General features: G+C 68.4%; 22 protein-coding genes. 1 reads left to right on the top strand and 21 read right to left on the bottom strand.

Annotated features, from left to right (window positions below; genetic code table 11):
- Positions 1 to 6: 6 nt before the first annotated feature.
- Positions 7 to 1,038 (top strand): hypothetical protein, encoded by a 1,032-nt coding sequence (locus K5L94_RS10890; protein WP_197586663.1) that lies wholly within the window; start codon positions 7 to 9, stop codon positions 1,036 to 1,038.
- A 53-nt stretch (positions 1,039 to 1,091) separates the two neighbouring features.
- On the opposite strand, the gene K5L94_RS10895 is transcribed toward K5L94_RS10890, so the two are convergent.
- From K5L94_RS10895 to K5L94_RS10995, 21 genes are all read right to left on the bottom strand, one after another.
- Positions 1,092 to 3,467, bottom strand: coding sequence for a methyl-accepting chemotaxis protein (locus K5L94_RS10895; RefSeq protein WP_274512591.1), 2,376 nt, complete (start codon positions 3,465 to 3,467; stop codon positions 1,092 to 1,094).
- Positions 3,468 to 3,568: 101 nt separating this feature from the next.
- A complete protein-coding gene (locus K5L94_RS10900) occupies positions 3,569 to 3,952 on the bottom strand; it encodes a hypothetical protein (RefSeq protein ID WP_006442858.1) in 384 nt (127 codons plus the stop codon).
- A 136-nt stretch (positions 3,953 to 4,088) separates the two neighbouring features.
- Complete coding sequence (locus K5L94_RS10905; protein ID WP_006442860.1) at positions 4,089 to 4,580, bottom strand: chemotaxis protein CheW; 492 nt, start codon at positions 4,578 to 4,580, stop codon at positions 4,089 to 4,091.
- 198 nt (positions 4,581 to 4,778) lie between these two features.
- Positions 4,779 to 5,552, bottom strand: coding sequence for a flagellar brake protein (locus K5L94_RS10910; protein WP_274512592.1), 774 nt, complete (start codon positions 5,550 to 5,552; stop codon positions 4,779 to 4,781).
- A 203-nt stretch (positions 5,553 to 5,755) separates the two neighbouring features.
- Complete coding sequence (locus K5L94_RS10915; RefSeq protein WP_274512593.1) at positions 5,756 to 8,005, bottom strand: methyl-accepting chemotaxis protein; 2,250 nt, start codon at positions 8,003 to 8,005, stop codon at positions 5,756 to 5,758.
- A 339-nt stretch (positions 8,006 to 8,344) separates the two neighbouring features.
- Complete coding sequence (locus K5L94_RS10920; RefSeq protein WP_180878085.1) at positions 8,345 to 10,333, bottom strand: chemotaxis protein CheA; 1,989 nt, start codon at positions 10,331 to 10,333, stop codon at positions 8,345 to 8,347.
- Positions 10,334 to 10,378: 45 nt separating this feature from the next.
- Positions 10,379 to 10,744, bottom strand: a complete 366-nt coding sequence (locus K5L94_RS10925) for a response regulator (RefSeq protein ID WP_005409521.1) — start codon at positions 10,742 to 10,744, stop codon at positions 10,379 to 10,381.
- On the bottom strand, positions 10,741 to 11,049 hold the full coding sequence (locus K5L94_RS10930) for an STAS domain-containing protein (protein ID WP_040007804.1): 309 nt from the start codon (positions 11,047 to 11,049) through the stop codon (positions 10,741 to 10,743). The genes K5L94_RS10925 and K5L94_RS10930 overlap by 4 nt, the downstream gene beginning before the upstream one ends.
- A gap of 81 nt (positions 11,050 to 11,130) precedes the next feature.
- A complete protein-coding gene (locus tag K5L94_RS10935; protein WP_274512594.1) occupies positions 11,131 to 12,348 on the bottom strand; it encodes a chemotaxis protein CheW in 1,218 nt (405 codons plus the stop codon).
- Positions 12,345 to 13,127, bottom strand: a complete 783-nt coding sequence (locus tag K5L94_RS10940) for a ParA family protein (RefSeq protein ID WP_053449666.1) — start codon at positions 13,125 to 13,127, stop codon at positions 12,345 to 12,347. The genes K5L94_RS10935 and K5L94_RS10940 overlap by 4 nt, the downstream gene beginning before the upstream one ends.
- Before the next feature lie 4 nt (positions 13,128 to 13,131).
- Complete coding sequence (gene motD, locus K5L94_RS10945) at positions 13,132 to 14,148, bottom strand: flagellar motor protein MotD (RefSeq protein ID WP_053449667.1); 1,017 nt, start codon at positions 14,146 to 14,148, stop codon at positions 13,132 to 13,134.
- Position 14,149: 1 nt separating this feature from the next.
- Positions 14,150 to 14,890 (bottom strand): flagellar motor protein, encoded by a 741-nt coding sequence (locus K5L94_RS10950; RefSeq protein WP_006442919.1) that lies wholly within the window; start codon positions 14,888 to 14,890, stop codon positions 14,150 to 14,152.
- A gap of 101 nt (positions 14,891 to 14,991) precedes the next feature.
- Positions 14,992 to 16,818 carry a chemotaxis protein CheA gene (locus K5L94_RS10955; protein WP_274512595.1) on the bottom strand — a complete coding sequence of 609 codons (1,827 nt, stop codon included), beginning with the start codon at positions 16,816 to 16,818 and terminating at the stop codon, positions 14,992 to 14,994.
- Positions 16,819 to 16,820: 2 nt separating this feature from the next.
- Complete coding sequence (locus K5L94_RS10960; RefSeq protein WP_006442968.1) at positions 16,821 to 17,426, bottom strand: protein phosphatase CheZ; 606 nt, start codon at positions 17,424 to 17,426, stop codon at positions 16,821 to 16,823.
- Complete coding sequence (gene cheY / locus K5L94_RS10965) at positions 17,426 to 17,818, bottom strand: chemotaxis response regulator CheY (protein WP_006365466.1); 393 nt, start codon at positions 17,816 to 17,818, stop codon at positions 17,426 to 17,428. The genes K5L94_RS10960 and cheY overlap by 1 nt, the downstream gene beginning before the upstream one ends.
- A gap of 57 nt (positions 17,819 to 17,875) precedes the next feature.
- Entirely contained in the window at positions 17,876 to 18,619 is a 744-nt protein-coding gene (locus K5L94_RS10970) for an RNA polymerase sigma factor FliA (RefSeq protein ID WP_005413248.1), read from the bottom strand.
- Complete coding sequence (locus K5L94_RS10975) at positions 18,616 to 19,503, bottom strand: MinD/ParA family ATP-binding protein (protein ID WP_008267550.1); 888 nt, start codon at positions 19,501 to 19,503, stop codon at positions 18,616 to 18,618. The genes K5L94_RS10970 and K5L94_RS10975 overlap by 4 nt, the downstream gene beginning before the upstream one ends.
- Entirely contained in the window at positions 19,490 to 21,091 is a 1,602-nt protein-coding gene (gene flhF, locus K5L94_RS10980; RefSeq protein ID WP_274512596.1) for a flagellar biosynthesis GTPase FlhF, read from the bottom strand. Before flhF ends, K5L94_RS10975 begins: the two co-directional genes overlap by 14 nt.
- A 145-nt stretch (positions 21,092 to 21,236) precedes the next feature.
- On the bottom strand, positions 21,237 to 23,297 hold the full coding sequence (gene flhA, locus K5L94_RS10985) for a flagellar biosynthesis protein FlhA (protein ID WP_274512628.1): 2,061 nt from the start codon (positions 23,295 to 23,297) through the stop codon (positions 21,237 to 21,239).
- Positions 23,298 to 23,341: 44 nt separating this feature from the next.
- Positions 23,342 to 24,472, bottom strand: a complete 1,131-nt coding sequence (gene flhB / locus K5L94_RS10990; protein ID WP_006443036.1) for a flagellar biosynthesis protein FlhB — start codon at positions 24,470 to 24,472, stop codon at positions 23,342 to 23,344.
- A gap of 138 nt (positions 24,473 to 24,610) precedes the next feature.
- Positions 24,611 to 26,743: a putative bifunctional diguanylate cyclase/phosphodiesterase gene (locus K5L94_RS10995; RefSeq protein WP_008268399.1), complete on the bottom strand. Its 2,133-nt coding sequence runs from the start codon at positions 26,741 to 26,743 to the stop codon at positions 24,611 to 24,613.
- Between the last annotated feature and the right edge of the window lie 3 nt (positions 26,744 to 26,746).

Raw genomic sequence — 26,746 nt, forward strand, 5'->3', positions numbered from 1 at the left:
AAAGGAATGGAGCACATCTGTACGGCGATGGAAGGTCACAACGAATTATTGAACTATGCAGCGCATGCACTGGAAGAAATGAACGTGCTGATTCCCCGGATCAAGGGCAGCATGCCGGGCATCCGCCAGGCCCATGAAGCCATCGCCAGCTACCTGCACCGCAGCGTGAAGTTCCTGCTGCCCAATTGCGCGGAGATGATCGATCTGCGTGAGCTGCGCCAGGTGCACGTGGACATGGCGCGCCCGCCGTTCGAGGTGATGGCGCTGGAAGCGGCGTGGATCCTGCCTGACGGGTTGCCGGGACACAAAGGGGCGGGCCATGCGGCGCCTCGGCGCATCGCGCTGTGCCTGAACATGAACCGCGAAGTCGCCGCGGCCTTTCCGGCCACGGAGTGCTTCCTGGATGAACCGGCCGGTGGCGTGGTGGTGATCCCGATCTACTGGCAGGCCGATGCGGCCGCGTGGAAAGTGCCGCTGGGAGGCGTGTTCCTGCCGCACCAGAATCCGTTGAGCCTGTACCGGCCAGAGGAGGCCAGCCTGCCCACGCGCCTGGTCAATGCCCCGGTGGAAGCGATGGCGTCCGGAAAACCCTTGCAGCAGTTCCGGGTTGCGCCGTTCGCGCTGCTGCCGGAATGGCACGCCTGGGCGGTGGAGCAGCAGGGCAGTGCGGCGGTGAAGGCGCAGATCGTGCAGGACTGTCGCGACGAGGTCGCCATGCTGTTGCAGACCTGCTGCGTGCTCAACTGCGCCAATGTCGCGTCGGTGGAGCGGCCGGCCTCGGTGGCGCTGAATAAGCGGCGGATGCGCAGAGGCAAGCAGCCGTTCTTCAGCTACCGGGTGTTCGAGGTGGATGGCGCCACGGCCGCGTCAGACGGCACGGGGCCGGGCGGGGGTGCGGCGGGGCCGCGCACCCACGTGCGTCGGGGTCACATCCGGCGATTGAAGGAAAAGCTGGTGTGGGTGCGCGCCGCCATCGTCAATGCGGGCAGCCCTGATGGCCTGCTGCACAAGAGTTACAGGCTCCGTCAGCCGCAGTGACGGCTGCGTCGGAAAGGAGGGCCGGTGTTGCGACCGGCCCTCCAGGCGTGGCATCAGAACTCCTGCCAGTCTCCGTCGGCCAGTTCGGTGGCCATCGGGCGACCTCCCGCCGTGCGGCGGGCCGGCGGTGCCACCGCAGCCGGAGCTGCCGGGGCGGCGGCGCGCGGTGCCGGGGTGGCGACGCGCGGGGCGGTCACTGCCTCGGCTTCGTCGACCACGAAGATCGACACGGCTTCGCTGAGGTGGCCGGCCTGTTCTTCCATGGCGCGGGCGGCGGCGGTGGCTTCTTCCACCAGCGCGGCGTTCTGCTGGGTGGTTTCGTCCATCTGCACCACGGTCTGGTTGACCTGCTCGATGCCGGCCGACTGTTCCTGCGAGGCGGCGGAGATCTCGGCCATGATGTCGGTCACGCGCTGCACCGAGGCGACGATCTCGCCCATGGTGGCGCCGGCCTTGTGCACCAGCGCCGAGCCGTCGTTGACCTTGCCGACTGAATCATCGATCAGACCCTTGATTTCCTTGGCGGCAGCGGCCGAGCGCTGGGCAAGGGTACGCACTTCGCTGGCGACCACGGCGAAGCCACGGCCCTGCTCACCGGCACGGGCCGCTTCCACCGCGGCGTTCAGCGCCAGGATGTTGGTCTGGAAGGCGATGCCGTCGATGACGCTGATGATCTCGGCGATCTTCTTCGACGAGGCCTGGATGGCGGACATGGTGGTGACCACTTGGCCGACCACTTCGCCACCCTGCGAGGCGACGCCATGCGCGCCGATGGCGAGCTGGTTGGCCTGGCGGGCATGTTCGGCGTTCTGGCGCACGGTGGAGGTCAGTTCCTCCATCGAGGCGGCGGTTTCTTCCAGGTTGGCGGCCTGCTGTTCGGTACGGCGCGACAGGTCGCTGTTGCCCGAGGCGATTTCGCCGGCGGCCGAATTGATCGCGCGGCTGGACTGCTTGATGCGGGTGACGATTTCGCTCAGCTGTGCGGCGGTTGCGTTGGCATCGTCGCGCATGCGGGCGAACACGCCCTGGTAGTCGCCGTGCATGCGCACCGTCAGGTCACCCTGCGACAGCGCGGCGAGCAGGCCGGAGATCTGTTCGATGCTGCCGGCGTTGGCGTCAAGCAGGCCGTTGATCTGCTGGGCCAGCTGCAGGAAGAAGCCTTCCTTGTCGCTGGCGTCGATGCGGCCGGACAGGTCGCCGGCGGCGGCCTGGGCGATCACGCGGGCCACTTCGGCCTCGACCAGCGCTTCCTGGGTGCGGTCACGCCATTCCACCACGTAGCCGACGGTGTCGCCGCCTTCATTGCGGATGGTCGAGACCACCTGCGCAAACTGGGCATCGCCGTACTGCATCGGGCGACGGGCGACGCCGTGCGCCTTCAGGTTGCCGAGCAGGGTCTGGTCCATCTCGCCACGGTGTTCCAGCACGGTAACCGGCTTGCCGATCAGCGAGGCCTGGGCGTCGAAGTCCGGCAGGTCGCGGCGCACTTCATCCTGGTACTGGCTCAGGGTCTGCTGCAGCGCGCGGTTGCTGTAGACGATGGTGTTGCTGGTGTCGGTCAGGTACACGCCGGTCGAGCTGTAGTCCAGCGCGGTGCGGATGCGCAGGTTCTCGCGTGCGACGGCCTGGTCGGTTTCGATGCGCTCACGCAGGTCCCGCTGCATGCGCTGCATGGCCTGCATCAGTTCGCCCACTTCGTCCTGGCGGCTGACATCGATGTGGCCATCGAGCTTGCCGCCGGCCACGTCGTTGGCCACCGAGACGGCGCCACGCACGCTGCCGACCAGGGCGCGGGCGAACAGCCAGACCAGCACCAGGCCGAGTGCGGCGCCGCCCAGCAGGGCGATCACGGTCAGCACGGACGAGGCGGCGTAGGTGGATTCGGCCTCTTCGCGCGAGGCGCGGGCGAGGCGGTTGTCTTCGGCGATCAGTGCTTCCAGCGCCGAAGCGGCCTTGCGGTGCTTGGTGCGGGTCTCGCCGACGAAGGTATCGATGGCGTCGTCCGGCAGGTCCAGTTCCAGCATCTCGGTGACGCTGTCATAGGAGGCCAGGGCGTCCTTCCATTCCTTGGCGAAGGTGTCGAACAGCTTCTTCTGCTGCGCATTGTCGACCAGCGCCGGGTAGCCCTTGATCGACTTGTCCATGTTCCCGCGCAGCTCGACGGCCTGCTTGCGCGCGTCGGACTTGACGTCATCGCTGGCGCGGATCAGCTGCTGGTAGGCGGCGTTGCGGTACTCGCCCAGCATGCCGCGCATCTCGCCGGCCATGCGGATGCTTTCCATGCGCGAACCGGCCAACTCGGTGGTGACGTTGTTCAGCGAATGCAGGCCGCGATAGGCGACGATGCCCTGCAGCAGCATCACCAGCAGGAGGACGCCGAAGGTCAGCAGCAGCTTCGGCATCAGTTTCAGGTTGTTGATCCACGGCATGGGCGTTGCGAGCTCCTAAGGCAGACGCGCCCGGGCATCGGGCCCGGTTGCAGCAGAAACCACGCCGGCACGAGCTCCGGCGTGGTTCGACGGACAGCGGATTACTTGATGTTGGCCAGCTTCAGGCCAGCCGGCGAGCTGACTTCGATTTCCGCACGCGAGGCGTCGCGCTGGATCTTGCCGATCACGCACACGGTCTTGCCTTCCAGGGTTTCCAGCGGGAAGGAGAACTTGCCGCGGTTCTCGCCGGCGATGCGGGCCGAGAAGGTGTGGCGCGGGAAGGCGCCGCCCATGTACAGGAAGGTCGGCTGGCCTTCGGAACCTTCTGCGTAGCGGGCCTTTTCGACCTTGCCACAGACCATGCCGTCCTTGCCGACCGAACGCGGTGCCAGTTCCGGCGGGATCATGTCGGCCGACTGGGCGAACGCGGAGGAGGCGGTGGTGGCCAGGACAGCGGCCGAGACGAACGCAAGCAGGGACTTCATCGAGGTGTATCTCCGGGGATGGTGATGGTCGTTCCGGTTCTGCGCGCTCCTGCGCGACCGGCTTCTGTCCCCCTATCGGCACCGCCAGGGGGAACTGAAGGGTTGTGTGACCAGAACGTGAAGCAGGTCCGCTGGATCAGGCGGCGGCGTCTTCGGCAACGGCGGCCTGGCCCATGTCGGCGCTGTCGAGCAGGGTCTCGATGTCCAGCAGGATCAGCATGCGGTCATCGTGGGTGCCGATGCCGGAGATGAAGCGGGTATCGACGGCGGCGCCGAACTCCGGGGTCGGGCGGATCTGCTCGGCCGACAGCGGGATCACGTCCGAGACGCTGTCCACCACGATGCCGACCACGCGGTCTTCCACGTTCAGCACGATCATCACCGTGAAGGCGTCGTAGCGGGCGTTGTCCAGGCGCAGCTTCAGGCGCAGGTCGATGACCGGGACGATGGTGCCGCGCAGGTTGATCACGCCCTTGATGTAGTCCGGCGCATCCGGCACGCGGGTGACCGCGTCATAGCCGCGGATTTCCTGCACCTTGAGGATGTCCACGCCGTAGTGCTCGGCACCGAGGGTGAAGCTGAGGAATTCGCCACCGGCGCTGGCGGCGGAGCTGGTCTTGTCGTTCATCGAGGGGTCCTGGTTCTGCCGGAAGTCCCGGTGTCAGGCTCGATATCGGCCCCGCCGTGGGGGACTTTAGCTGTGGCGCCCTGGGCATCCACGCATGGCGTGGATCTACCGGGGAGCGGTAGTGCCGGCCGCTGGCCGGCAATGGCCGTACCCGCATTGTCGCGAGGTTGCCGGCCAGCGGCCGGCACTACCACGTGACTACATCTCGCCGTTGCGGCGGGCCTTGCGCTGGCGGTCGATACGGAAGATGTAGCGCTGGATGGCGCTGTCGGCCCCGCGCGGCAGGGTGTCGAAGCGCATGCCCACGCGCTTGACCTCGATGCCGTTGGGCTGGCGCTGCGGCAGCAGGTTGCAGACCACCAGTTCGATATCCAGGTCCGGGCCATCAGGCAGTGACAGCTGCGCCGGATAGCGCTTCTGCAGGCCGAACACCGCGCAGTCGTTGGGCACGACCACGGCCAGGCCGCCGCCGCTGATGTCCACCACCCGCATCGACAACGCTTCGGCGCGGGCTTCGCCGGGCGGCAGCAGCAGCTGCGGCGAGTCGGTAACCGGCGTCTCCAGCCGGTACAGCTCGCGTCGCTGCAGGTGCACCAGCTCGTCGGGCAAGGGCGCACGGAACGCAACGTGGCCTTCGTTGTCCACGCGCTGCAGTTCATGCAGACGGAACCGCACCAGCACCCGTTCAAGCTGGGCGAAGCACAGCAGGTGGTCGGCCTGCTCGGCGGCGCGGTTGGACGCTTCCTGCGGGCTGCCATCGAGCAGCAGGTAGTCTTCGTCCTCATCAAGATCAAGCAGCGCCGTCGGGAACGAGCGGTCTCGGCCGTCGATATGCGCATTGATCAGTGATCGCTGGTCGATCAGCGAGCGCAGCAACTGGCGCAGCTGGCGCGGGTTGCGGACCAGGAAACGTTCGTCGGCGGCATCGGCCGCGTGGACATCATGCACTGCAGTGTCGTTGCCGTCGGACATGGAATCTACGGTCAGGGGCGGGCGCCAGCACGCGTTGGCGCGAGGCTCGATGGGGATATCGGCCTCTGCATCGGATTATGAAGTGAGAATTACATCACTTTCCATGCGTGAGGGGTCAGATCCCTTTCCCGGAGGAAAGGAACCTGACCCCAATGTGCCACGCAGGTAGATCCACGCCATGCGTGGATGCTTTCCGCGTGGGGTCAGAACTCCTGCCAGTCGCCGTCGGCGGCCAGTGCCGGCTGGGCGCTCGAGCCGCGCAGCGCACGTGCGGGTGTCGGCCTGTGGGCGGGAGCGGCGGCCGCTACCTGGCGCGGCAGCGGTGCGGTGGCCAGGCGCGGCGCGGTGCCCGGGGTCGCCTGCGATGCCAGCCGGAAGCGGGCCACGGCTTCCCCCAGCTGCACGGCTTGGTCTTCCATCGCGCGGGCGGCGGCGGTGGCTTCTTCCACCAGCGCGGCGTTCTGCTGGGTGGTCTCGTCCATCTGCACCACGGTCTGGTTGACCTGCTCGATGCCGGCCGACTGCTCCTGCGAAGCGGCCGAGATCTCGGCCATGATGTCGGTCACGCGCTGCACCGAGGCGACGATCTCGCCCATGGTGCTGCCGGCCTGGTGCACCAGGCTGGAGCCTTCGGCAACCTTGCCGACCGAGTCGTCGATCAGGCCCTTGATTTCCTTGGCGGCAGCGGCCGAGCGCTGGGCGAGGGTACGCACTTCGCTGGCGACCACGGCGAAGCCACGGCCCTGTTCACCGGCACGGGCCGCTTCCACCGCGGCGTTCAGCGCCAGGATGTTGGTCTGGAACGCGATGCCGTCGATGACGCTGATGATCTCGGCGATTTTCTTCGACGAGGCTTCAATGGCGGACATGGTAGTGACGACCTGGCCGACCACTTCGCCACCCTGCGAGGCGACGCCATGTGCGCCGATGGCGAGCTGGTTGGCCTGGCGGGCATGTTCGGCGTTCTGGCGCACGGTGGAGGTCAGCTCCTCCATCGAGGCGGCGGTTTCTTCCAGGTTGGCGGCCTGCTGTTCGGTGCGGCGCGACAGGTCACTGTTGCCCGAGGCGATCTCACCGGCGGCCAGGGTGATGCTGGAGGCGCTGGCCTGGATCTGGCCGACGATCTGGGTCAGCTGGGCGACGGTGGTGTTGGCGTCGTCGCGCATGCGGGCGAACACGCCGTTGAACTGGCCGTCCATGCGTGCGGTCAGGTCGCCGGCGGCGATCGACTGCAGCAGCTGCGACAGCTGGCCGAGGTTGCCGTCGGCCACCTGCATCATGGTGTTCAGGTGCTCGATCATCAGCTTGAAGTCGTGCTGGAAACGCTGGGCGTCGCCGCGCTGGCTGAAGTCACCGGCGGCGGCGGCCTCGGCCAGCTGCTGGATCTGCGTGTTGATCGCCAGCAGGCTCGCCTTGGCCGCGTCCATCGATTCGTGCAGGATCGCGCGGCTGCCGGGCAGGCGGCGCGCATCCGGGGCCAGATTGCCGATGGCGTACTGGTTGAGTACGTCGATGGCATCGCGGATCGCGTCCAGGTGTTCGAAGATCACCGTGTTGATGCCGCCGGCCAGCTGGCCGTAGACACCCGGGAAGTCTTCCGGGATGCGGTGGCTGATGTCCGGGCCGGCATGCATCTGCGCCATCAGCTGGGTCTGCTCGCTGAAGCGGCGCAGCATGGCGGTCATCTCGGCGGTGGCGGCCAGCATCTTGCCGGCCTCATCCTTGCTGGTGGCCTGGGTGCTGACGCTGAGGTCGCCGCGGGCGACGGCCTGGATCGCGTGCACGGCCTTGCCGAGCGGGCCGGTGACGGCGCGCGAGATCACCGTGGCCAGCGCGGCCGCGACCAGCGACAGCAGCACGATGCAGCCGATGATGGCGATCATGCTGGTGCGGTGGGTGGCGTTGGCGGCAGCGATCTTGGCGTCCATCAGGCCGGCGATGTGGGTGCCGAGCGCCTTCATCGCCGCGAACAGTTCACGGCGCGCCGGGCGCGACTGTTCGTCGGAGATCTGCTGCGCGAGTGCGCCGTCACCTGCAGCTACGGCTTCGCGCATCGCCTTGTTGGCGCCGAAGTAGCGCTCCAGCTGCACGTTGGCGGTCTGGTAGAGCTCGCGCTCCCTGGCCAGCGCCGGCAACGCCGCGTACGCGGCCAGCTCGCCGCGTACGGTCTTGGCGGTGTCGTCCATGCGCTTGTTGTAGTCGGCCACCTTGTCCGGCTGGTCGAGCATGCTCAGCAGCGCCAGTTCGTAGGTGCGGAATTCACCCAGCTGCGAGCGCGCCTCGCCCAGGTGCTGGACCGACGGAATATCGTTGCCGGCCATCTCGCCCAGCTGCGTGTTGGCCTCGCTGAGGCGCAACAGTGCGAAGGCGCCGAGGACCAGGGTCATCAACGTGGTGAGGGTGAACCCCACGGCCAGCTTGCGGGCGATGGGCAGATCTTGGAACCACTTCATGCAGGGTGCTCCAGGTGGGCAGGGTGCCGGCGCAGTCGCGGCGGCTGGGGGTGGTTGCAGAGCAAACGGAGGTGCCCGGTGGGGTTCGGTGACGGCCGTCATTGCGGGATAACGGCGCGGGCTGCGCGGACTTTATGGACGCAGATCACATTCGGTTGCGTAGGGGCGCGGGTGCGAAAGTGCTGCTGTGATGGGACTTTCGCTTGGGTGGCGTAGTTGCATGCGAAAGCACGGCGCCGACGGAGTTCACAGAAGGGATCTGACCCCGGGTGGAATGGGGCGCGCAAACAAAAACCGCCGCCCCGAAGGGCGGCGGTTCTGGACAGCCTGCAATGGGAATCAGGCGGCCTGCGGCATCCGCAGCGAGCGCACCAGGCCGCCGATGTCGACGATCAGGGCGACGCGGCCGTCGCCGAGGATGGTGGCACCGGATACCCCGCCGATGCGGCGGTAGTTGTTCTCGATGTTCTTCACCACTACCTGCTGCTGGCCGACCAGCTCGTCCACTTCCAGCGCGATCTTCTGGCCATCGCCCTCGACCACCACCACCAGCGATTCGCTGCCCGGCGCACGGTTGCCGTAGCCGTAGTACTCGCTGAGCGACAGGATCGGCAGGTACTCGCCACGCACGCGCAGCACGCGGCCTTCGCCGGCCATGCTGCGGATGTCCTCGGCCTGCGGCTGCAGGGCTTCCAGCACATAGGCCAGTGGCAGGATCAGGGTTTCACCGGCCACCGCCACGGTCATGCCATCAAGGATGGCCAGGGTCAGCGGCAGGCGGATCAGGGTGCGGGTACCGGCGCCGAGGCTGCTTTCAATCTGCACCTCGCCGCCCAGCGCCTGGATGTTGCGGCGGACCACGTCCATGCCGACGCCACGCCCGGACAGATCGGTCACCGCATCGGCAGTGGAGAAGCCGGGCTGGAAGATCAGGTCCCAGACCTGCGAATCGGTCGGGTTGTCCGGTACGGCCAGGCCACGCTCGTGCGCCTTGGCCAGGATCTTGGCGCGGTCCAGGCCGCGACCATCGTCACTGACTTCGATGACGATGTGGCCGCCCTGGTGCGAAGCGGCCAGGGTGATCGTGCCGGTCTCGTCCTTGCCCGCACCGCGACGCACGTCGGGCATTTCCAGGCCGTGGTCGATCGAGTTGCGTACCAGGTGCACCAGCGGATCGGCGATCTTTTCGATCAGGCCCTTGTCCAGCTCGGTGCCTTCGCCGACGGTGCGCAGGCGCACCTGCTTGCCGAGGCGGCTGGACAGATCGCGGACCAGGCGCGGGAAGCGGCGGAACACCGCGTCGACCGGCAGCATGCGCACGCCGATCACCGCTTCCTGCAGGTCGCGGGTGTTGCGCTCAAGCTGGTCCAGGCCGGCGAACAGGCTCTCGGCAAGAACCGGGTCCAGCGCGTGCGAGACCTGCTTGAGCATGGCCTGGGTGATGACCAGTTCGCCGACCAGGTTGATCAGTGCATCGACCTTGTCGACGCTGACCCGGATCGAGGTTTCGGCTTCCTGGGGTGCGCCGCCGCTGGCCGCGGGCGCGGGTGCGGCAGGTGCCGCAGGAGCCGGTGTGGAAGGGGCTGTTGCGGACGGGGCCTGGGTGGCCAGGCTCGGCGGCGCCGCCGGACGGATGTCCAGTTCGCAGTCGTCCAGCACCCAGGCGAAGGTGTCTTCGATCTTGCTGCGCGGCACCTTGCCGACCAGGCCCAGGTCCCACGCCAGGTGGGCCTCGAGCGGGTCGAGCTGGGCGAAGCCGGGCAGGCGCTCGATGCGCGCGGCGACCTGCAGCGACCCGAGGTGTTCCAGTTCGCGGATGATGCGCAGCGGATCGTTGCCGCTCATGAACAGCGACGGTGCCGGGGTGAAGCCGATCTGCCAGGCTTCCGGCGTGTCGTCCACCTTGGCGGCCGCGGCGGCCGGGGCGCTCGGCGCGGCCTGGCCGGAGAGCACCGCTTCCAGGCGTGCCTTCACCGCGGCGACGGCCGCGGGATCGGCGGCCTGGCCGTGTTCGGCTTCGCGCAACAGGGCGCGCAGCACGTCCACCGAGGACAGCATGGCGTCGACGGCGTGGCCTTCCAGTGCCCGCTTGCCGGCACGCAGCTCATCGAGCAGCGTTTCCAGCACGTGGGTCAGGCCGGCGATCGCATCGAAGCCGAAGGTGCCGGCGCCGCCCTTGATGGAGTGGGCGGCGCGGAACACCGAATTGATGATCTCCGCGTCCTGCTGCCCCGATTCCAGGGCCAGCAGGCCAGCCTCCATCGCGTCGAGGCCTTCGCGGCTCTCCTCGAAGAAGGTGGCGTGGAAGCGTTGCAGGTCCATGCTCATGGCAGTGGTGGTCCGGAAGCGAAGAAGGGGAGCGGTGCCGGGCGATCAGCCCAGCACTTTCTGCACGGTGGCGACCAGCTGTTCCGGATTGAACGGCTTGACCAGCCAGCCGGTGGCACCGGCGGCCTTGCCTTCGGACTTCTTGTCGGCGGCCGACTCGGTGGTCAGCATCAGCAGCGGGGTGAACTTGTAGTCCGGCAGCTGGCGCAGTTCGCGGATCAGCGCGATGCCGTCCATGTTCGGCATGTTGACGTCGGTGACCACCGCATTGAAGCGCTGGCCCTTGGCGCGACCGAGCGCGACCGCGCCGTCTTCAGCTTCTTCGACGGCAAAACCGGCCGAGGTGAGGGCGAAGGAAACCATCTGGCGCATCGACGCCGAATCGTCCACCACCAAGATACGTGCGCTCATGCAGCGTTCTCCACAGATTTCAGGTTGTCATGGGTTGCGTCCAGGCCCAGGGCCTGGGTGACGCCCAGCAGGCGCGCGGCGTCACGGAAGGTTGCAGTGCAACCGTGGAAGCCGGTGCCCAGGCCTGCCTCGCGGCGGGCCTGCACGAACGCACACAGCACCTGTATGGCGGCGGTGTGGATGCGGGCGACCTGGCTTGCATCCAGGGTCAGCTCGCCGGCCTGCGCCACCAGCGGGGCGAGGCGGTTCTTGAGCTCGGTGCTGCTCTCGATGCCGAGATCCTCACCCAGTTCGACAGTGCTCATCGTTGCTCCGGACAAACGGTTCCGTGATCCATAACGGCACCCCGGCGGGGTTCTTTAGAAGAATCGGCGCGATGCGCCGACTCAGCTCAACAGTTGCGTGGCGTCGAGCAGGATCATCGGGCGCTGGCTGACCCGGGCCACGCCGCGGAACAGATCGTTGGAGATCTGGCAGATGCGCGCGGTATCGGGTGGCTCGATCTGCGAGTCGGTGAGGTTGGCGACGTCTTCCACCGCCGACACGCGCAGGCCGATGGTCTCGCCGTCTTCCTCCAGCACCACGATGCGGGTCTGCGCGTCGTCCTCGGCGGCAGCGGCACCGAGGTGCAGGCCGAGGTCCATCACCGGCACCACCTGGCCGCGCAGGTTCATGATGCCGAGCATGGCCGGTGCGGTGCCGCGCAACGGCAGCAGCGGCACCGGCAGCACCACTTCCTGCACCTTCAGCAGCTCCAGCGCATAGGCCTGGGTGCCGCAGCGCAGGCGCAGCCAGCGCGAGGTGCGCTCGCCGGCGCGGCGGTTCTGCGGGTGCGGACTGCTGGCCGGGTGGTGCGCCTGCGCCTGCAGTTCCTGCCAGCTGCTGGGGCGGCTGGCTGCGGGGGCGTCCACGGCGACCCGCGGTGGCGGTACGGCTGCGGTGCGTGCGGTGGGTTCAGCGGCTGCCCGCGGTGCTGCCGGTGGTACCGGCGCCGCAACCACGGCCGGCGCCGGCGTGGCGACGTCCTCGCCACCCGCGGCGGCTTCGAATGCCGCCTGCAGGCCCGGGCTGTCGGTATGGGCGAGGCGATGGCTGTCAGCCGTATCGGTCTCGTAGATCACTTCGTCCGGAAGGTCGTCCCAGGTGGGTTCCGGGCCGGTGCCTGCGGTGGCCGGCGCCGGGGCTGTCTCGTGCAGCACCTCGTCTGGCAGGTCATCCCAGGTCGGCTCGCCTTCAATGGCGGCCGGCGTTGCGGCGGCCTCGAATGCGGCCTCCAGCGCTGCGTCGTCCGCGGCCGGGGCAGCGGCCACGGTGTCGGTTTCGTAGATCACTTCAGCCGGCAGGTCGTCCCAGGTCGGCTCGCGCTCGATCGTCGCCGCCGCCTCGAACGCGGCCTCGAGCGCGGCGTTGTCGGTGCACGGGGCAGTGGTCGCACTTTCGGTTTCGTAGATCACTTCGGCCGGCAGGTCATCCCAGGTCGGCTCGCGCTCGGTGGCCGCTTCGCTCGGCCCAGCGCTTGCTGGCGGCGCAGCGAGTGGCGCGGCGACAATGGCTTCGCCCAGCAGTTCGTCCAGGTAGTCGTCCAGTACGCCGGTGCTGTTCATGCGGCCTGCTCCAGGGCGCGTGCGTCCTCGCCGAGAATCCAGTTCAGGGCGCGGCGATACGCGGCCAGGCCGCGGCCCGGGTAGTCCTCACCGACGCTGGGCAGGGTAAGGCCGGCGGCATTGCTGATGCGGGTGTCGATCGGAATCGCGTCTTCCCATACGCGCGCACCATGACGGTCCTGCATGGTGCGCAGCGACTCGTTGCCGGCGCGGGTACGGCGGTCGAACAGGGTGGGCAGGATCGAGATCGGCAGCGGACGGCGGCGCGAGCGCTCGACCATCTCGCCGGTGCGGACCATGCCATCCAGGCCGTGCAGGGCCAGCGGTTCGGCCTGGGTCGGGATGATCAGGCGATCGGCAGCCGCCAGCGCATTGATCATCAGCAGGCCGAGGGTCGGCGCGCAGTCCAGCAGGATGTAGTCGTGCTGGGCCTGGTGGCGCGCCAGTGCATTCTGCAGGGCCAGTCCGAGGCCGGGCTGGTTGGCGCTGCGACGCTCCAGCGTGGCCAGTGCCGACTGCGCGCAGACGTAGTCCAGGCCGTGGATGCTGCTGGCATGGCACAGGTTGGACAGGTCGGCCGGTGGTGCGCCGAACAGTTCCAGCACGCCGGCCGGCGGCGGATCCACCGGCACGCCGAAGGCGCGGCTGAGCGAGGCATGCGGATCGAGGTCGATCAGCAGCACGCGGTGGCCGAGCGCGGCCAGGCCGCGGCCGAGGGCGAGGGTGGTGGTGGTCTTGCCGACTCCGCCCTTCTGGTTGGCGACTGCCCAGATGCGCATCGGTTTACTCCTTCATTGCCGGGGGAACGGCGGCGCCGACGCGGCTGCCAGCCGGCACCGGCGGCAACTTCACCGGTGCGATGGGGGAGGTGGGGGCGGTAGCCGGAGTTGCGGCGGCTTGTTCGGTGGCGCTGTTGTCGACGGCGCCGGTGGCAGCGTTCAGGCGCTGCCCGAGCGGATCGACCGAGTGCGAGGTGTCTGCCAGGATGATGACCATCACCCGGCGGTTGCGGTTGCGGCCCTGCGCGCTGTCGTTCTCTTCGCGCGGGCGGAACTGGCCGTAGCCGACCATCGCCAGTCGTGACGGCTGCACGCCCTGGTCGGCGAACAGGTGCACCACGCTGGCCGCGCGCCCGGCCGACAGTTCCCAGTTGGACGGGAAGGTGGCGGTGGCGATCGGCACGTTGTCGGTGTGGCCTTCCACGCGCACGCTGTTGGGCACATCGCGCAGCACGTCGGCCAGGCTGGCCAGGGTCTGCCGTGCGTGCACGTCCAGCGCGGCCGAGCCGGTGGGGAACAGGATGTCACTGTTGATCTCGACCTCGATCCACAGTTCGGTGCGGCGCACGCTGATCATGCCGCGGTCGATCAGTGGCGCCAGCGCGGCGGTCAGGCGGTCGGCGATGCTGTTGAGCTGGCGCTCGGCGCGCGCGATCTGTTCCTGGTTGTGCACCGATACCGGCATGCGCATCTGCGAGGCCATCGATGGCAGCAGCGTCGGGTCATGCGACGGGGCGGGTGCGGATGGACCGATCTTGGTGCCGGACTTGATCACCGACGGGCTGTCCCAGCCGCCGCCCTGCACCTGCTTGTTGCCGACCTGCACCGGGTTGATGGTGCGCGGCGCACCGCCGAAGGCATCGGTGAGCGCATCGGCCATGATCCGGTACTTGCCCTCGTTGACCGAGGAAATCGCATACATGACCACGAAGAAGGCGAGCAGCAGCGTCATCAGGTCGGCATAGGGGATCGCCCATGCTTCATGGTTGGCGTGCTCTTCGTGGTGCTTGCGGCGGGCCATGTCAGTGCAGGAAGCCGGAGAGGTTGGTTTCGATGTTGCGCGGGTTCTCGCCCTGTGCGATCGAGATCAGGCCTTCGATGACCATTTCGCGGTCGCGGGTGTTGTGCGAGATCACACTCTTGAGCTTGGCGGCGATCGGCAGGAACAGCAGGTTGGCCGAGGCGATGCCGTAGATGGTGGCGGTGAACGCGGCGGCGATGCCGTGGCCGAGCTTGCTCGGATCGGCCAGGTTCTTCATCACCGCGATCAGGCCCAGCACGGCACCGATGATGCCGAGCGTCGGCGCATAGATGCCCATCGCCTCGAACACCTTGGCGCCGGCCTGGTCCTGGTGTTCCTGGCTGCCCAGTTCGATTTCCAGCATGTGCCGCATCGACTCCGGTTCGACGCCGTCCACCAGCAGCTGCAGGCCCTTGCGCAGGAACGGGTCCTGCTGCGCTTCCACCTGCGATTCCAGGCCCAGCAGGCCCTGGCGGCGGGCGATGTTGCTCCACTCGACGATCTGCTGGATCAGCTCACGGCGGTCGCTGTGCGGCGGGCGCACGACCCAGCGCACGATCTTGAACGCGTGCTTGAACACTGCCGGCGAGGTGTGCAGCAGGATCGCGGCGATGGTGCCGACGATGACGATCACGAACGCCGCAGGCGACCACAACGACGCCAGGCCGGCGCCCTTGAGGATGCTGCCACCGACCAGCGAGGCCAGGGCGAGAAAGAGTCCAATGAGGCTGAGTCTATCCATGGTTCCGGTATCGGCGTGTATGAATGGGACTTGAGACACCGGGAGATCGCGTACAGACGGTAGTCACAGTTTTCGGGCCGCCGGGCAGGGCCCGGCGGGGTTCATCGCAGGCCGTCCACGTCCAGGATCAGCGCCATGCGACCATCGCCGATCAAGGTTGCACCGGCGTAACCGCGCAGCCCGCGCAGGGCTTTGGGCAGCGGCTTGATCACCACTTCCTCGCGCCCGCGCACCTGGTCAACGACCAGGCCGAAGCGGGCCTCGCCGGCCTGCAGCACCACGATGGTCAGCAGGGTCGAGGCGGCTGGCGTCACATCCAGCCACTGGCGCAGATCGACCAGCGGCAGGGTGTGCGAGCGCCGGTCGAGCACGGCACGGCCATCGAACCAGCCCAGCGAGGTGCGCGGCGCATGCAGCACTTCCATCACGCGCGCCAGCGGCAGCGCGTAGACGTCCTCGCCGGCCTGCACCAGCAGGGTCGGCAGGATCGCCAGGGTCAGCGGCACGCGGATCAGGAAGCGGCTGCCACGGCCCAGTTCCGACTGGATCTGGATCTGGCCGCTCAGTTCGCGGATGCGCGACTGCACCACGTCCATGCCGACGCCACGGCCGGAGATATCGGTGACCTGCTGCTTGGTCGAGAAGCCGGGCAGGAACACCAGGTGCAGGCATTCCTCACTGCTCAGGCGGGCGGCGGCTTCCGGATCGATCAGGCCCTTCTCGCGTGCCTTCGCACGCAGCTTTTCCGGGTCGATGCCGGCGCCATCGTCCTGCACTTCGATGCTGACATAGTCGCCTTCCTGCTGGGCCGACAGCCGCACATGGCCCATCCGCGGCTTGCCCTGCGCTTCGCGCAGGTCGGGCATTTCCACGCCGTGGTCGATGGCGTTGCGGACCAGGTGCACCAGCGGGTCGGCCAAGGCCTCGACCAGGTTGCGGTCGAGCTCGGTCTCGGCGCCGATCAGCTCCAGATCCACTTCCTTCTTCAGTGATCGGGCGACGTCGCGGGCCACCTTGGGGAAGCGCGAGAACACTTTGCCGACCGGCTGCATGCGGGTACGCATCACTGCCGACTGCAGGCGCGCGGTGGCGATGTCCAGGGTGGAGACCGCGCGGTCCAGCTCTTCGTCGCGCAGGCGTGCGCGCAGCGTCTTCAGCCGGTTGCGTGACAGCACCAGTTCGCCGATCAGGTTGACGATCGCATCCAGGCGCTTGGTGTCCACGCGCACGGTGTGTTCGGCCTCGGCCAGCGGCTTAGCGGCCGGCTTGGCGGGCGGGGTGGGTGCAGCAGGGCGGGGTGCCGGCGGCGGAGCAATCGGTGCGGCGGCGACCGCTTTGCTGCCGGGGGCCGCACCACCGTGCAGCTGGTCGAGCAGGGCTTCGAACTCGTCCTCGCTGATCAGGCCGTCGTCGGCTTTCTTCGCTGGCGCCACCGCAGTGGGCGCGTTGCCGCCGTGCAGCTGGTCGAGCAGGGCCTCGAATTCGTCTTCGGTGATCAGGTCGCCGCCGCCGGCAGCGGGTGCCGAGGCGGTGGGGGCCGCGGTTCCGCCGCCGTGCATGTCGAATTGTGCGATCAGCTCCGGCGGGGCGTAGCCCGGTTCGGTGCCGGAAGACACTGCATCGAGCATCGACTGCAGGTAATCCAGCGATTGCTGGGCCGCGTCGAAGTGATGGGCCTGCAACACGGCCTGGCCAGCGCGCGCGATGCCGAGGGCTTCTTCGGCAGCGTGGCACAGCTCGACCATGGCGGTGACGCCGAGGAAGCCGGCGCCGCCCTTGAGCGTGTGGTAGCCGCGGAACACCGCATTGAGCTGCTCGCTGTCCTGCGGTGCCTGCTCCAGCGACACCAGCTGTTCGCCCAGCCGATCCAGGATTTCCTGGGCCTCGATGATGAAATCGGCAGTGATGTCGTCGGATACCGCGCTCATGCTTACAGCCCCAGATCCGACAACAGGTCGTCGGCGTCGTTCTGCGAGACCGCGTGGCGGTCCAGTCCCTTCAGTGCCGGCCCGGCCAGTTCCGGGTCGGTGCGATGCTGTTCCGGCGGCAGGCCGAGCGCGCCGAAGCCTTCGTGCACGCGGCGAACGATGCCGACCACGCGACGGATGATCTGCCCGGTCAGGTCCTGGTAGCTCTGGGTCAGGGCGATCTCGGTGAGGTTGTGGCGGATGCGCTCAAGCTGCGCGTCCTGGCCCGGCTGCAGGCCTTCGGCGCGTAGTTGTTCGGTCAGGCTGCGGCATTCCTCGGCCAGGTCGAGGGTGCGGTGCGTGGCCTGTTCGGTCATTGCCACCACGTGGTCCAGGCGCGCGCAGGCGTCATCCAGCTCACCGGCTTCGCTGGGTACGGTCGGCAGTTCACCCAGCGCCTGTCCCAGTTCGCGGGCCAGCCGCGAAAGGCCGCTCATCATCGGCTGCGTGCGCAGCGCGACCAGTCCGTCGATGCGCTGCCGCCAGGCGGCCTCGTCACCGGACTCCAGTGCGTCCAGGGCTTCCTGCAGGCGCAGGGCGAGGGCGTTCTTGTCGACCGTGGTGTCCATCAGGCGCTGGCCGCCAGGCGTTCGAAGATCTTGCCCAGCTTTTCTTCCAGGGTCTGCGCGGTGAACGGCTTGATGATGTAGCCGTTCACGCCGCTCTGGGCGGCTTCGATGATCTGCTCGCGCTTGGCTTCGGCGGTGACCATCAGCACCGGCAGGGTCTTCAGCTTGGCATCGGCACGGATCGCCTTGAGCAGCTCGATGCCGGTCATCACCGGCATGTTCCAGTCGGTGACCACGAAATCGAACGGCTGGCTCTGCAGCAGCGACAGCGCAGCATGCCCGTCCTCGGCTTCGGCGGTATTGGTGAAGCCCAGATCGCCCAGCAGGTTCTTGACGATTCGACGCATGGTCGAGAAGTCGTCGACGATCAGGATGCGCATGTTCTTGTTCAAAGCAGAGTTCCTTTGTTGTTCATTCCGGGCGGCCGGGGGCAGCCGCCTCGGGGATGTTCATTCTTCCAGGCCGGCGTCCGCCGCCTCGAAGATTTTCAGCCGGCCACGCAGCCGCAGCACGGCCTGGCCGTGGATCTGGCAGACCCGCGACTCGCTCACGCCGAGCACCGCGCCGATCTCCTTCAGGTTCAGTTCCTGCTCGTAATAGAGCGAGAGCACCAGCTGTTCGCGCTCGGGCAGATGGCCGATGGCCTTGCCCAGCTCGCGGCCGAACTCGCCGCGCTCCAGCACCTGCTGGGGGGTCGGGCCGCCCTGCGCTACGGTGTCCAGCTCGCCCTGGTCCTCGATGCGCGACTCCAGGCTCAGCACCTGGCCGCGTGCGGCATCTTCCATCAGCCGCAGGTACTCGGGCAGCGGCATCTCCATTGCGGCGGCCACTTCGGTGGCGCTGGCGGCACGGCCACTGCTCTGTTCGAGCCGGCGGATGGTGGCGGCGGCGTCGCGGGCGCGGCGGTGCACCGAGCGCGGCACCCAGTCGCCCCGCCGGATCTCATCGATCATCGAACCGCGGATGCGGATCGAGGCGTAGGTCTCGAACGAGGCGCCCTGGTCGGCGTCGTAGCTGCGCGAGGCCTCGATCAGGCCCATCATGCCGGCCTGGATCAGGTCGTCGACTTCGACGCTGGCCGGCAGGCGCGCGGCAAGGTGGTGGGCGATGCGCCGCACCAGGTCCGAGTGCTGGGCGATCACCTCGTTGGCGGCCGAGCGCTGGACCTCCCGGTACTGGGCTGCGCCTTTCATGCCGCCACCCCACGTTGCTTGAGGATGCGTTCGAGGAAGAACTCGACGCCGCCGCGCGGTTCGGTCGGCGCCTGCCAGCGTGCGGTGCGGCGGGCGATCTCGGTGATCGCCAGCGCCGCCGGGCTGGACGGGTAGGCCTTCACCACCGGCTGCTGGCGCTGCACCGACAGGCGCAGCCAGTCATCCTGCGGCACGCAGCCCAGGTAGTTCAGCGAGACATCGGCGAGGAATTTCTCGCAGACGCGGGTCAGCTTCTCGTACAGCACGCGGCCTTCGTTGGGGTCGCGCACCATGTTGGCCACCACCTGGATGCGGTCCACGCCGCGTTCGCGCGACAGCACCTTGATCAGTGCGTAGGCGTCGGTGATCGAGGCCGGCTCGTCGCAGACCACCACCACGGTGTCCTGCGCGGCCTGGCAGAAGGTCAGCACGCCGTCGGTGATGCCGGCGGCGGTGTCCACCACCATGATGTCCAGCTCGCGTTCCAGTTCGGAGAACACGTTGACCAGGCCGACATGCTCGGCCGGGGCCAGCTCGGCCATGTGGCGGCGGCCGGACGCGGCCGGGACCACCAGCACGCCGTTCGGGCCTTCGACGATGACGTCTTCCAGCGAGCAGCGGCCGGCGACCAGGTCGGCCAGCGTGAAGGTGGGGTTCAGCCCCAGGATCACGTCGATGTTGGCCAGGCCGAGGTCGGCGTCCAGCAGCAGCGTGCGCTTGCCCATGCCGGCCAGTGCCACGGCCAGGTTGGCCGAGACGTTGGTCTTGCCCACGCCGCCCTTGCCGCCGGTGACGGCAATGGTGCGCACAGGGCCGAGCGGCTCGCTGCGGGTGGCCGACAGCGGGAAGGTCTTGGTCAGCTTGGCGTACTCACGCGACGGCATGGTTCAACTCCGGGTTGCAGGGCATATCGGCCGCTCGGCGCAAATCTTCAAGGCGAAGTACAAGATTGGCTGCGCTGGCCCGGTGCAGGTCCTCCGGAACGTCCTGGCCATCGGTCACCCAGGTGATCGGCAGGGCGTGGTCGACGGCCACCGACAGGGCGTTGCCGAAGCGGCCGGTCTCGTCCAGCTTGCTCAGTACCAGCCCCTGCAGGTTGGCGGCGCCGAAGCGCCGGACCACCTCGTCCATGTCGCCGAAGCTGGTGTTGGCTGGCAGCACCAGCAGGGTGCGGACCTGGCGGGCGGCGCGCAGCCACTGCAGCTGGGCGGCCAGTGCACGGTCGCGCGGGCCCAGGCCTGCGGTGTCGATCAGCACCAGCTTGTAGTCCTTCAGGCGTTCCAGCAGCTGGTCCAGGTCGGTGCCGCTGTTGGCCTCGTGCACGGCGATGCCGAGCTGGCGGCCGTAGCCGTACAACTGCTCGCGGGCGCCGATGCGGGTGGTGTCGGTGGTCACCAGGGCGACGTCACGCGGGGCGTGCTTCTCGGCGAAGCGCGAGGCGAGCTTGGCGATGGTGGTGGTCTTGCCGGCGCCGGTCGGGCCGACCAGGGCGATCACGCCGCCTTCTTCCAGCGGGTCGACCGGAGCGATCGGCAGCTTGCGCGAGATCAGCCCCAGCATCAGGCCGCGGCCACGGTGCGCTTCGGTCTCCAGCGGGATCTGCATGGCCACGTCGCGGGCCAGGCCGGCGTCGAAGCCGTATTCGTCCATCAGGTCCAGCGCGGTGGCACGTACCGGGCAGCCGCGCAGGCGCTCGTCGGTGAAGCGGTTCATCTCGCGCTCGATCACCTGGCGCATGCCGGCCACTTCCTGGCGCAGCTGGCGGATCTCGGCGTCGTCCGGGGCGACCACCGTCAGCGTCGGCGCCGGGGCCAGCACCGGGGCCGGGCTGGCTTCGGCGTCGGCGTCCACCGCTGCCGGTTCGCTGGCGGCGATGCCAGGCTGCATGTCGGCCACGGCAGCGGTCGGCAGCGGCGGTGGCTGTACGGCCGGCGCCGGGCTTTCGTGATGCGCCTCGTGCGGCGGGTCGATCAGGAAGCGGGCGCGGTTGGCCGGCGCGACGATGGCTTCGGCGAACGGGGCGAAGATCTGTTCCGGCAGCGCCGGTTCATTGACGGCGGCGCGTGCCAGCGTGGCGGCGAAGCCGGTGCTGCCGCGGGTCGGTACGATCTCGTCGGCGCTGTCCAGGGTGCGGCCGGTGGCGCCGACCGCCGCACGGGCGAGGGCGGCGACGGCCGAGGTGGTGGCGGCCACCGGTTCCGGTGCCGGGGTGCTGCTGCGGCGGCGGGTGACGGCGGCGATCACCGCATCGGCGGCGGTACGCGGCTTGGGCGCCGGCGGCGGGGCCACGTCGCGGCGCGAGGCTTCCAGTGCACGCTGCACGGCGCTCTCGTCGTAGTTGGCGGCGGCGACGATCTCGATGCCTTCCTCGATCCGGCGGTTGGACAGGATCACGGCGTCAGGACCATGTTCCTTGCGCACCAGGTTCATGGCCGAGCGCATGTCGGCGGCGACGAATCGTTTGATTTTCATGCTGTGGTCACGGGACGAAGACGGCGGAGTGGCGGTCGGGGAACTCGGGTGGTCGGTGGTCTGCACGGTGCGGGTTCCCCTTGGTGTCTGTCTGTTGCGTTGGTTCGAAGGTGGTGTCTGTTTTCTGGCGCATCGAAGGGCGGCGTCAGCTGATCGTGCCGACCAGCTTCAGGCGCTTGTCTTCCGGCACCTCGCTGTAGGCCAGGACCGACAGCGACGGAACGCTGTGGCGGACCAGGCGGGCCAGCGCGGCGCGCACCGGGCCGGGTACCAGCACGACCGCGGGCTCGTTGCGGGCTTCCTGCTTGCTGACACATTCGGCCAGGCTCTGGTGCAGTCGCTCAGCGAGTCCGGGTTCCAGCGCGGCGCCGTTGCCCTGCGTGGACTCCTGCAAGACACGTTCCAATTGCGGGTTGAGGGTGAACACCGGCAGCTCCGCCGACATTCCGGCGATCTCCTGCACGATGAAACGGCCCAGCGCAGTGCGCACCGCGGCGGTCAGCACGGCCGGGTCCTGGCTGCTGGGCGCATGCTCGACCAGCGCTTCGGCGATCTTGCGCAGCTGGCGGATCGGAATACGTTCCACCAGCAGGTTCTGCAGCACGCGCACCACCGCCGACAGCGGCAGCGCCTTCGGCGTCAGATCTTCGACGAGCTTGGGCGCGCTCTTGGCCAGGTTGGCCAGCAGGTGCTGCACCTCCTCGTGGCCGAGCAGTTCCGGCGCGTGCTCGCGGATCAGGTGCGACAGATGGGTGGCAACCACCGTGGCCGGATCGACCACGGTATAGCCCAGCGTTTCGGCCTGGGCACGCTGGTGCGGCTGGATCCAGGTGGCATCCAGGCCGAACGCGGGGTCCTTGCCGGCAATGCCCTCCAGTGCCCCCAGCGCGCTGCCAGGGTCCAGCGCCAGCTCGCGGTCGGGATGGATTTCGGCGGTGGCCACCGGCACGCCATGCACCAGCACGCGGTAGCCGTTGGCCGGCAGTTCCAGGTTGTCGCGGATGTGTACCGAGGGGATCAGGAAGCCGACATCCTGGGTCAGCTTGCGGCGCACGCCCTTGATCCGCGCCATCAGCTCGCCGCCCTGGTTGGCGTCCACCAGCGGAATCAGCCGGTAGCCCACTTCCAGGCCCAGCGGATCGACCGGGCGCAGCTCGTCCCAGCTCAGTTCGGCGGTCGGCGCCGGTGCGGCCGGGCGGCCCAGTGCATTGAGCGCGGCCGCGTCGCCGCCTGCGGCCGCGGCGTTGGCTGCCGGTGCCTTCTCCTTGCGGTACAGCTTCCAGGCGATGAAGCCGAGGATCGCCGCCAGCGTCAGGAAAGCGACGTTGGGCATGCCCGGCACCAGCCCGACCAGGCCGAGGATGCCGGCGGTGATCGCCAGCGCGCGGTACTGGCCGAACACCTGGCCGCTCATGGCCTGGGCCATGTCCTGCGAACGCGAGGCGCGGGTGACCAGCATCGCCACCGCACTGGACACCAGCAGCGCCGGCAGCTGCGCCACCAGGCCGTCACCGATCGACAGCAGGGTATAGGTGGCGGCCGCCTGGCCGAACGGCATGCCGTGCTGCATCACGCCCACGGCCAGGCCGCCGAGCATGTTGATGAACAGGATCAGGATGCCGGCGATGGCGTCGCCGCGGATGAACTTGCTGGCACCGTCCATCGCGCCGTAGAAGTCGGCTTCCTCGCGGACTTCCTCGCGGCGCGCCTTGGCCTCTTCACGCGTCAGCAATCCGGCGTTGAGGTCGGCGTCGATGGCCATCTGCTTGCCGGGCATCGCGTCCAGGATGAAGCGCGCGGTCACTTCCGAGACGCGGCCGGCGCCCTTGGTGATGACCACGAAGTTGATGATGGTCAGGATCGCGAACACCACGATGCCGACCGCGTAGTTGCCGCCGATCACGAACTCGCCGAACGCGGCAATGACCTTGCCCGCGGCGTCATGGCCGTTCTGGCCGTTGAGCAGGATCACGCGGGTGGAGGCCACGTTCAGCGCCAGCCGCAGCATGGTGGTGATCAGCAGCACGATCGGGAAGATGGTGAAGTCCAGCGGGCGCTTCACGTAGACCACCGCCAGCAGCACCATCAGCGAGATGGCGATGTTGAAGGTGAACAGTGCATCGAGCACCGGCGCGGCCAGCGGCACCACGACCATGGCCAGCAGGGCCAGCACGATCAGCGGCGCGCCAAGTCCCTGGCGGATCATTTCCAGGGCGCGGCGGGTGTTGAAGCCGGAGGAAGGCTGGGCGCTCACGGGCGCCCTCCCTTGCCGAATTCATCCACCTGGATGTGCGGGGCGTCCGGCATCGGCCCAGTGCGCCAGGAGCGCAGCTGGTAGACGTAGGACAGGACCTGGGCGACGGCCGAATACAGTCTCACGGGGATTTCCTTTCCGAGTTGGCCTTCCCGATACAAGGCGCGTGCCAAAGGCGGGGCAGAGACGATCGCGACCTTGTTGCCGTCGGCCACTTCACGGATGCGCAGGGCGGTCTCGTCCACGCCCAGGGCGACCACGGTGGGGGCGTTCATGGCGCCGCCTTCGTACTTCAGGGCCACCGCGTAATGGGTCGGGTTGACCACCACCACATCGGCGGTGGGAACCGCTTCCATCATCCGGCGGTTGGCCATCTGCTGCTGCAGCTGGCGGATGCGCCCCTTCACCTCCGGGCTGCCCTCGCTTTCCTTCATTTCCCGGCGCAGCTCTTCACGGGTCATCTTCAGCTTGCGCATCCAGTTCCAGCGCTGGTACGGGGCATCGATGGCGGCCAGCACCAGCATCGCGCCGGCGGTGGCCAGCAGCAGCCGCAGGGTGAAGCCGAGGCCGTCGGTGATGGCAGTCTCCAACGGGTGGTGGATCAGCCCGCGCAGGGTGTCGAAGCCGGTCCACACCACCAGCCCGGCGGCCACGCCGACAAAGGCCACGCGCAGCAGTGATTTGGTGAACTCGGCGATGGCCTCCGGGCCGTACAGGCGCTTGAGCCCGCTCATCGGGTTCAGCCGGTTGATGTCGGGCAGCAACGCCTTCTGCGACCAGCGCAGGCCGCCCATCACCAGCGGTGCGACGAAGCTGGCCAGCAGGCAGACCAGCACCAGCGGCGCGATCACCAGCAGGAACTGCAGCAGCAGGTCGCCGAAGTGGCCGAACAGTTCCTTCGGGTTCTGCCGCAGGCTCTGTTCCGGGCTGAGCGCATGCTTCATCCAGGCGGTCGCGCCGCGGCCGATCGAGCCGCTCATGGCCATCACCGCCAGCACGCCGGCGCCGAACACGGCGGCCGTGCCGAGTTCGCGCGAGCGCGGCAGGTTGCCCTGTTCACGGGCGTCGCGCAGGCGTTTTTCGGTGGGTTGTTCGGTCTTTTCGCCGGCGGATTCGTTCTCGGACATCACGGGCACTGCGGCAGGGGATGCCGGGGTGCGTGCAAGAACTGTTCCGTGACGGGTTCAGGTGCCAACCAGGATGGGCACCTGCCAGGGCAGGTGCGGGCAGCACCAGGCCGTACCCCGCAGGCGTGCAGCCCGGAGTTACCCGGGTGGATGCTGGGTCGGCGGGCTCTGCGCCAGTTCCACCCGTGGCCGGGGCAGATCGTGCAGCTGCATGAAGCGGGCGGCATCGACCGGGCGGCCGAGCAGGTAGCCCTGCAGGTAGTCGCAGCCCAATCGTTCCAGGTAGGCGCGCTGTGCCGCGGTTTCCACGCCTTCGGCCACGATATCCATGTCCAGCGCGTGGCCCAGCGCCACGATCGCCGAGACGATCACCACGTCCTCGGCGCTGTGCTCCAGATCGCGCACGAAGGCATGGTCGATCTTGATCTCGGTGGCCGGCAGCCGCTTCAGGTACAGCAGGCTGGAATAGCCGGTGCCGAAGTCGTCAATGGAAATGCCGACGCCGAGCGCCGACAGCGCCTGCAGCAGGCGCAGGCTGGTGTCGGTATCGCGCATCACCGTGCTTTCGGTGATCTCCAGCACCAGATGGCGTGGCGCGATGGCGTGGCGTTCGATCACCGTGCGCACGTCCTGCAGCAGATGCGGCGAACTGAACTGTACCGGCGACAGGTTCACCGACATCGACCAGCCTTCGTGGCCGGCGTCGTGCCAGCGCCGCAGCTGCTGGCAGGCCTGGTCCAGCGCCCAGCGACCGATGTCGTTGATCGCGCCGCTGCGTTCGGCCAGGCGGATGAAGCGATCCGGCGGAATCAGGCCATGCTCGGGATGGCGCCAGCGGATCAGCGCCTCGGCGCCGGCCACCTTCTGCGTGGCCACGCGGATCTTCGGCTGGTAGTTCAGGAACAGCTGATCGCTGCCGATCGCCCGGCGCAGGTCGGCCAGCAGGCGGAACTGCTGCTCGGCGCTGTCGTTCATCCAGTCGGCGAACAGCACGAAGGCGTTGCGCCCGGACTCCTTGGCCTGGTACATCGCCGCATCGGCAAAGGCCATCAGCTGCCGCTCGCTGGCGGCGTGGTCGGGGCAGATCGCCACGCCGATGCTGGCGGTCACCTGCAGTTCGTTGTCGGGCAACAGCGGGCCGCTGCCCACCGCCTGCAGGATGCGACGGGCCAGGGTCGGCAGGTCCTCGTCGTGCTCGATGCGCACCACCAGCACGAATTCGTCGCCGCCCAGCCGTGCCAGCATGTCGTGCGGCCGCAACAGCTGGCGCGTGCGCTCGGCCACCGCCACCAGCAGGGCATCGCCGGCCTGGTGGCCATAGGCATCGTTGACCTGCTTGAACCCGTCCAGGTCCATGAACATCACCGCGAAGCGGTTGCCGCCCTGTTCGGCCTCGGCCAGTGCCTGCACGATGCGCCGTTGCAGCAGCAGGCGGTTGGGCAGGCGGGTCAGCGGGTCGTGCAGCGCGGCCTGGGTCAGTTCCTGCTGGGCGTCGGTCAGCGAGGTGCTCAGCAGTGAATTGCGCAGGCGCAGCAGTTGCGCTTCCACGCGCTGATCCAGCCACGACACCACCAGCACCACGGCCAGGATGGCCACGGTCAGCACCACCACCAGCATCGCCAGCCATTCGCTCTGCAGCCCGTCGCCCACCGCCGCGCCGCAGATGCTGCCTTCCGGGAAGCGTGCGGCGGCCATGCCGGTGTAGTGCATGCCGACGATGGCCAGCCCGAGCAGCCCGGCCGCGGCCAGCCGATCACCCACCCGCGTGCGCTGCGCGCGCAGGCGGAATGCCACATACAGCGCGGTCCAAGAGGCGGCGACCGCCACCATCAGCGAGAACAGCAGCCAACCGGGGTCGTATTCGATGCCCGGGCGCATGCGCATGGCGGCCATGCCGACGTAATGCATGCCGGCGATGCCGGTGCCCATCAGCAATGCACCACCGGCCAGCCGCGGGTGCGGCAGGGTGCGCAGCGAGACCAGCCACAGCGCGAACACCGACGAGGCGATGGCCAGTGCAAGGGAAAGCAGGGTGATCGGCAGGTCGTAGCCGAGTGGAATGGGCAGGTTGAAGGCGAGCATGCCGATGAAGTGCATCGACCAGATGCCCAGGCCCATGGCGAAGCCGCCGCCGAGCCGCCACCACCAGGCGGCGCCCTTGCCGGGAGCGGTGACCGTGCGCCCGGCCATCGCCAGCGCGGTGTACGAGGCCATCACGGCAACCAGCAACGAGATCGCCACCAGCCACGGGTTGTACGTGCCTACCAGCATTCG

The organism is Stenotrophomonas forensis, from assembly GCF_028752115.1.
In the GTDB taxonomy this organism is placed as follows: domain Bacteria; phylum Pseudomonadota; class Gammaproteobacteria; order Xanthomonadales; family Xanthomonadaceae; genus Stenotrophomonas; species Stenotrophomonas forensis.

Coding starts and splice junctions, on each gene's coding strand:
- K5L94_RS10890 (WP_197586663.1), top strand. CDS start 7: ATGGAGCACATCTGTACGGCGATGGAAGGTCACAACGAATTATTGAAC.
- K5L94_RS10895 (WP_274512591.1), bottom strand. CDS start 3,467: ATGCCGTGGATCAACAACCTGAAACTGATGCCGAAGCTGCTGCTGACC.
- K5L94_RS10900 (WP_006442858.1), bottom strand. CDS start 3,952: ATGAAGTCCCTGCTTGCGTTCGTCTCGGCCGCTGTCCTGGCCACCACC.
- K5L94_RS10905 (WP_006442860.1), bottom strand. CDS start 4,580: ATGAACGACAAGACCAGCTCCGCCGCCAGCGCCGGTGGCGAATTCCTC.
- K5L94_RS10910 (WP_274512592.1), bottom strand. CDS start 5,552: ATGTCCGACGGCAACGACACTGCAGTGCATGATGTCCACGCGGCCGAT.
- K5L94_RS10915 (WP_274512593.1), bottom strand. CDS start 8,005: ATGAAGTGGTTCCAAGATCTGCCCATCGCCCGCAAGCTGGCCGTGGGG.
- K5L94_RS10920 (WP_180878085.1), bottom strand. CDS start 10,333: ATGAGCATGGACCTGCAACGCTTCCACGCCACCTTCTTCGAGGAGAGC.
- K5L94_RS10925 (WP_005409521.1), bottom strand. CDS start 10,744: ATGAGCGCACGTATCTTGGTGGTGGACGATTCGGCGTCGATGCGCCAG.
- K5L94_RS10930 (WP_040007804.1), bottom strand. CDS start 11,049: ATGAGCACTGTCGAACTGGGTGAGGATCTCGGCATCGAGAGCAGCACC.
- K5L94_RS10935 (WP_274512594.1), bottom strand. CDS start 12,348: ATGAACAGCACCGGCGTACTGGACGACTACCTGGACGAACTGCTGGGC.
- K5L94_RS10940 (WP_053449666.1), bottom strand. CDS start 13,127: ATGCGCATCTGGGCAGTCGCCAACCAGAAGGGCGGAGTCGGCAAGACC.
- motD (WP_053449667.1), bottom strand. CDS start 14,148: ATGGCCCGCCGCAAGCACCACGAAGAGCACGCCAACCATGAAGCATGG.
- K5L94_RS10950 (WP_006442919.1), bottom strand. CDS start 14,890: ATGGATAGACTCAGCCTCATTGGACTCTTTCTCGCCCTGGCCTCGCTG.
- K5L94_RS10955 (WP_274512595.1), bottom strand. CDS start 16,818: ATGAGCGCGGTATCCGACGACATCACTGCCGATTTCATCATCGAGGCC.
- K5L94_RS10960 (WP_006442968.1), bottom strand. CDS start 17,426: ATGGACACCACGGTCGACAAGAACGCCCTCGCCCTGCGCCTGCAGGAA.
- K5L94_RS10970 (WP_005413248.1), bottom strand. CDS start 18,619: ATGAAAGGCGCAGCCCAGTACCGGGAGGTCCAGCGCTCGGCCGCCAAC.
- K5L94_RS10975 (WP_008267550.1), bottom strand. CDS start 19,503: ATGCCGTCGCGTGAGTACGCCAAGCTGACCAAGACCTTCCCGCTGTCG.
- flhF (WP_274512596.1), bottom strand. CDS start 21,091: ATGAAAATCAAACGATTCGTCGCCGCCGACATGCGCTCGGCCATGAAC.
- flhA (WP_274512628.1), bottom strand. CDS start 23,297: ATGATCCGCCAGGGACTTGGCGCGCCGCTGATCGTGCTGGCCCTGCTG.
- flhB (WP_006443036.1), bottom strand. CDS start 24,472: ATGTCCGAGAACGAATCCGCCGGCGAAAAGACCGAACAACCCACCGAA.
- K5L94_RS10995 (WP_008268399.1), bottom strand. CDS start 26,743: ATGCTGGTAGGCACGTACAACCCGTGGCTGGTGGCGATCTCGTTGCTG.